General features: G+C 66.1%; 3 protein-coding genes and 1 pseudogene. 2 read left to right on the forward strand and 2 right to left on the reverse strand.

Features of this window, described 5'->3' with window-relative positions; all coding sequences use genetic code 11:
* Positions 1–1,553 (reverse strand): DNA primase (dnaG, locus tag ABYB95_RS15500; protein ID WP_372659467.1); only part of this gene is annotated, 1,553 nt, incomplete at its 3' end.
* Between the two features lie 41 nt (positions 1,554–1,594).
* Here dnaG and ABYB95_RS15505 point away from each other — a divergent pair.
* Complete coding sequence (locus tag ABYB95_RS15505) at positions 1,595–3,241, forward strand: acyl-CoA synthetase (RefSeq protein WP_372659468.1); 1,647 nt, start codon at positions 1,595–1,597, stop codon at positions 3,239–3,241.
* Positions 3,242–3,269: 28 nt separating this feature from the next.
* Here the strand turns inward: ABYB95_RS15505 and ABYB95_RS15510 are convergent, their stop codons facing one another.
* The gene (locus ABYB95_RS15510) at positions 3,270–5,147 is read right to left on the reverse strand and encodes a gamma-glutamyltransferase family protein (protein ID WP_372659469.1); all 1,878 of its coding nucleotides are present in this window, start codon (positions 5,145–5,147) and stop codon (positions 3,270–3,272) included.
* A 147-nt stretch (positions 5,148–5,294) separates the two neighbouring features.
* Here ABYB95_RS15510 and ABYB95_RS15515 point away from each other — a divergent pair.
* Positions 5,295–5,875 (forward strand): annotated as a pseudogene (locus tag ABYB95_RS15515) (hypothetical protein); the annotation flags it as partial.

The raw sequence follows: 5,875 nt of genomic DNA on the forward strand, positions 1-5,875 counted from the left end.
CCCACGGCGCGGTCGGCCCGGCTGCCGCCGGTGTGGCGCACACCCAGCATGCGTGGCGGCTGTGGTGGGCCTTTTCGCCACTTTGAGTAGCCTTTTTTGCCTTGACCGTTGTCCCAGCTCTGGCTGTTGCCGCTGGGGCGGAATTCGTGCGACGCAGCGGTACCGCCGTCGTAGCGCGTCTCGCCCTGCCGCGCCGCCGCTTCCCCGCCGGTACCCGGCTGTGTGCGGGCTGGGCTCCCGGCGTGTTGCCACAGCTGCAGCAAATCCTGGCTGGACAGAGCCACCGCGCTGGCCAGCTCGCCGATCAGTTGGCGTTTCAAGGCGCCGTCGGGCAGGGCGCTCCAGAGCGGGCGCGCCTGGCTGGCCATGCGGGCGCGGCCTTCGGCAGTGGTCAGGTCGCAGTCGGCGCCGGCCGCGTCGACCAGGAACCGGGACAGCGGCACCGCTTCTTTGACCGCCTGGGCAAAGGCTTCGGTGCCGTTTTCGCGGATGAAGCTGTCGGGGTCGTGCTCGGCGGGCAAAAAGAGAAATTTCACGCTGCGCGTGTCGGTGGCCAAGGGCAGGGCGGCGTCCAGTGCCTTGCGCGCGGCGCGTCGGCCTGCGCCGTCGCCATCGAAGCTGAACACCACCGCGTCGGTGAAACGGAACAGCTTGTGCACATGCTCCGAGGTACAGGCCGTGCCCAGCGTGGCCACGGCGTTGGCAAAACCGAGTTGCGCCAGCGCCACCACGTCCATATAACCCTCGGTCACCAGGGCGTAGCCGGCGACCCGGATGGCGGTGCGGCCCTCGAACAAGCCGTAGAGTTCGCGGCCCTTGCTGAACACCGGGGTTTCGGGCGAATTCAGGTATTTGGGTTCGCCCTTGTCGAGCACGCGGCCGCCAAAGCCGATGCATTCGCCTTTGACATTGCGGATCGGGAACATGATGCGGTCGCGGAAGCGGTCGTAGCGCTTGCTCTCTCCATCGGCGCCTTTTTCGTCGGCGTGTTCGATCACCAGTCCGGACTCGACCAGCAGCATGTCCGCATAGTCCGGAAAAATGCTGGCCAGGCTGCGCCAGCCTTCCGGGGCATAACCCAGGCCGAAGGTCTTGGCGATTTCACCCGAAAGCCCTCGGCCTTTGAGGTAGTTCACGGCGCGCGGCGTGATCTTGAGCTGCTGGATATAGGCGTGGGCGGCTTTTTCCAGCACATCGGTGAGCGTGACCTGCTTTTGCCGCTGCTGGGCGGCACGTTCGCGGTCTTGCGGCGAGGCTTCGTCTTCCGGAATCTGCATGCCGGTCTGCTGGGCCAGGTCTTTCACCGCCTCGATGAAGCTCATGCCGGCGTGTTCCATCAGAAAACCAATGGCATTCCCGTTGGCGCCGCAACCAAAGCAGTGATAGAACTGTTTGGTCGGGCTGACGCTGAACGAGGGCGACTTTTCGCCGTGGAATGGGCACAGGCCCATGAGGTTGGCGCCGCCCTTTTTCAACTGCACGTAGCGACCCACCACGTCGACCACGTCGACGCGGTTGAGCAGTTCCTGGATGAAGGTCTGGGGGATGGCCACTGGGGTATTCTGCACCGACAGTCGAACAACGGAGACAACGCATGACCAGCATCTTTGACCGGGACCTGCCCCGTGTAGAGGCCAACTTCGCCCCCATCTCGCCACTTTCCTTCATCGAGCGCAGTGCCGAGGTCTACCCGGACCGGCTGGCGGTGGTGCATGGCGAGCTGCGCCAGAGCTGGAGCCAGACCTATGTGCGCTGCCGCCAGTTGGCCAGCGCTTTGCAGCGCGCCGGCATTGGCAAGAACGACACCGTGGCGGTGATGCTGCCCAATACCCCGCCCATGGTCGAGGCGCATTTTGGTGTGCCCATGGCCGGTGTGGTGCTGAACGCGCTCAACACCCGGCTCGACGCCGAGACCATTGCTTTCATGCTGGACCATGGCGAGGCCAAGGCGGTGATCGTGGACCCGGAGTTTGCGTCCACGCTGCACAAGGCGCTGGCACTGCGCAAGAGCGCGGCGCCCTTGCTGGTGATCGATGTGACGGATGCGCTGTTCACCGGGGCGGTTCAGCGCATCGGCAGCACCACTTACGAGGATTTTCTGGCCGCAGGCGATGCGCACTTTGTCTGGGCGCTGCCCGCCGACGAGTGGGACGCGGTTGCGCTGAACTACACCAGCGGCACCACCGGCAACCCCAAGGGCGTGGTCTACCACCACCGGGGTGCGGCCATGAACGCGATCAGCAATGTGTTGGAGTGGGACATGCCCAAGCACGCGGTCTACCTGTGGACGCTGCCCATGTTCCATTGCAACGGCTGGTGTTTTCCGTGGACGGTGGCGGCGCGTGCGGGCGTGAACGTGTGCCTGCGCCGGGTCGAGGCGCAGGCGATTTTTGATGCGATGCGCACGCACGGCGTCACCCATTACTGCGGCGCACCCATCGTGCACGGCTTGCTGGTGAATGCGCCAGAGGCCATGAAGGCGGGCCTGCCCGCCGGGGTGAAAGCCATGGTGGCGGGTGCGGCGCCCCCGGCTTCGATGATCGAAGGCATGGAGGAGATGGGTTTTGACCTCACCCATGTGTACGGCCTGACCGAGGTATACGGTCCGGCCACGGTCTGTGCCAAACACGCGGCCTGGAACGATCTGGACATCGGCGAGCGCGCCCGGCTCAACGCGCGCCAGGGCGTGCGTTACCACCTGGAGCGCGACGTGCGCGTGCTCGACCCCGAAACCATGCAGCCGGTGCCCCAGGATGGCGAGACCATGGGCGAGATCATGTTCAAGGGCAACATCGCCATGAAGGGGTATTTGAAGAATCCCCAGGCAACGCAGGAAGCGTTTGCCGGCGGCTGGTTCCACAGCGGCGATCTGGCGGTGCAATACCCGGACGGCTATTTCAAGATCAAGGACCGCAGCAAGGACATCATCATCTCGGGCGGTGAAAACATCTCCAGCATCGAGGTGGAAGATGTGCTGTACCGCCACCCCGCCGTGCTGGCCGCCGCTGTGGTGGCGCGGCCCGACGCCAAGTGGGGCGAGACGCCGTGCGCGTTTGTCGAGCTCAAGGCGGGCGCCGAGGTGACGCCCGAGGCCATCGTGGCGCATTGCAAACAACACCTGGCGGGTTTCAAGGTGCCGCGCGCCGTGGTGTTTGGCGAGTTGCCCAAGACCAGCACGGGCAAGATCCAGAAGTTCGAATTGCGCAAGCTGGCGGGCTCTGCCCAGGCCATCAACAGTTGACGCGCTCTCCAGCGCCAGTCGCTGCGCCTCAATCCCCCATCACCACACCTTCACGCCGGGGATCGGCGCCGCCCAGCCAGACCGGCTCGCCATGCACTTGTCCGCGCACGATGGCTTGCAGGCCGCTGGTCATGGGGATCTCGTTGACCGTGTGACCGCGCTGTTGCAAGGCATCCACTGTGGAAGCAGAAAAGCGTCCGGCTTCCAGCAGCACCGGGCCGCCGGTGGACGCGAAATTGGGCAGGTCGATGGCGGTTTGCGGCGGCAAACCCGCTTGCATCACACCCAGCAAGGTCTTGGCCGTGAAGTGGATGATGAGCGAACCACCGGGGCTGCCCGCGCTCATCAGCAAAGCGCCGCTGTCTGCGTCGAACACCAGCGTGGGCGACATGGACGAGCGCGGCCGCTTGCCGGGCTCCACCCGGTTGGCCACCGGGCGGCCTTGCGCATCGCGGGGGCTGAAGCTGAAATCGGTGAGTTCGTTGTTGAGCAGGAAGCCGCCGTTGCGTCCCGCCCCGGTGTTCACCATGAGGCGAGCGCCAAAAGCCGACTCGATGGTGGTGGTCATGGCCAGCGCGTTGCCCCAGCCGTCGACGATGCTGACGTGGCTGGTGCCGTGCTCGGGCTGGTCGGGCATGGCCGCCCAGGCGCTTTGCTCACCCATGGGCTGCCCGGCCGGCGCTTCGCCCATGCGGCGCGGGCCGATCAGGCGTGCACGTTCGTCCAGATAGCGGGGTGCGAGCAGGCTGCTCCAGCTGCCGGCCGGTGGGGCGACAAAATCGGGGTCGCCCAGGTACAGGGCGCGGTCGGCAAAAGCCAGGCGGGAGGCCTCGGTGTAATCGTGCAGCCAGTCGGGCGACGGGGCGGTGTTTTCCAGCGGCACCTTGCCCGAAGGTGTGCGTGCCAACAGGCCCAGAATCTGCCCGATCGCCAGCGCCCCCGAGCTGGGTGGCGGGAAACCGCAGAGGCGCAGGGTGTGTTGGCGCGGGCTCCAGGTTTGGCAAATGGGTTCGCGCTCACGGGCCTGGTAGTTCGCCAGATCGCCCAGGCTCATAGTGCCCGGGTTACCGGGGTGCTTATGGACCGCGTTGACGATGGCTTGTGCCACCGGACCCTGGTGCAAGGCCTGGGCTCCTTGGCGGGCGATTTGGCGCAGCACCGCCGCCAGCTCGGGATTGCGCAACACATGGCCAACGGGATGCGCTTGCCCATCGGTTTGGTAGAAGTAGGCGGCGGCCACCGGGTCTTTTTGCAGCGCTGTCTCGGCCTGCAGTGACGCAAACAAGCGCGGGCTTACGGCAAAGCCCTGTTCGGCCAGCGCGATGGCGGGTTCGAACAACTGTGCCCAGGGCAGCCGGCCATGTTGGCGGTGCGCCAGTTCCAGCATGCGCAAGGTACCCGGCACACCCACCGAGCGCCCGCCCACCACCGCTTGCATGAAGGGCATGGGTGTGCCGTCGGTTTGCAGAAACAGGCCTTCGGTGGCCGCCGCAGGTGCGGTCTCACGGCCGTCGAAGGCTTGCACGCGCTTGCCGTCGTGGTGCAGCAGGAACGCACCTCCGCCGATGCCGCTGGACTGCGGCTCCACCAGCGCGAGCACCATTTGCACCGCGATCGCCGCGTCGACCGCGCTGCCACCGGCACGCAGCACCTGCAAGCCGGCGTCGGTGGCGAGTGGGTTGGCGGCGGCCACTGCCGTGCGGTGTGTCAGCCAGCCGGGCTTTTCGGTCCAGCCGGACGCGGTTTCGGGTTGCACCGGCAGCACGGGCGGCTGGTAGCGCCAGCTGGGGGAGCCCAGGCCCGAGCAGGCCGTGAGCACCAGGGGCAGCAGCAAGCTGCACATGGCCTGGATGGATGGCCTGGGCCGGCGGGTGGGATGGCGTGTGGTGAGGGCGGTGCGGTTCATGCTTTATGCTGCTTGCAAATAGGGTCTGGCAAGGGGTCGGCAGTGCCACAGGGGTCTGGCAAAAAGCCGGCAGGTTTCGGCGCGTGCTGGGGCCATTTTGGAGCGAGACGTGCAAAATTGCAGCATCAGCGACCCAAGGACGAATTTTTGATACCAACCACCCCACCGATTCCTGCCAGCAGTCCCTCGAGCCGTCCACCGCGCCGCGCCGCTCGGTCCCTGGGCGAGCTGACCGTCGCCATGGAGGCGGTGTACCGCCAGCCAGTGGTGTGCCTGCGCGAAGCGCTGCTGCAATTGCAAATGGTGGACGAGGAAGTGCTGGAGACGTTGGCGGCCGAAGACCCGGAGTTGTTGCGCTCGCGCTCGGACGAACTGGTGGACCGGTTGTTGCTCACCGAGGACGAGTTGCATCGCGCTTTGGCCCGGGTGGCCGGTGTGGCCGAAGTGGACGTGCTGGCTTTCGAGCTGGACCCGCACGTCTTCGACCGGCTTTCGCTGAGCCAGGCGCAGGGTTATCGCGTGGTGCCGCTGGGCCTGGCCAATGGGCAACTGTTTGTGGCCTCGTGCGTCCCCACGAACGAAGAGCAATACCACCAGCTGTGTAGCCTGAGTGGACATTCGGTGCGCCTGGTCTGGGCCAGCGGGGAATCGATTGATCGCTGCCTGGAGGTGCAAGGGCGCATCGAGCGCAGCGGACATGCGCACAGCGCCGACGCCATTGTCGGTCC

It is taken from the genome of Hydrogenophaga sp. (assembly GCF_041633695.1).
Lineage (GTDB): Bacteria > Pseudomonadota > Gammaproteobacteria > Burkholderiales > Burkholderiaceae_C > Hydrogenophaga.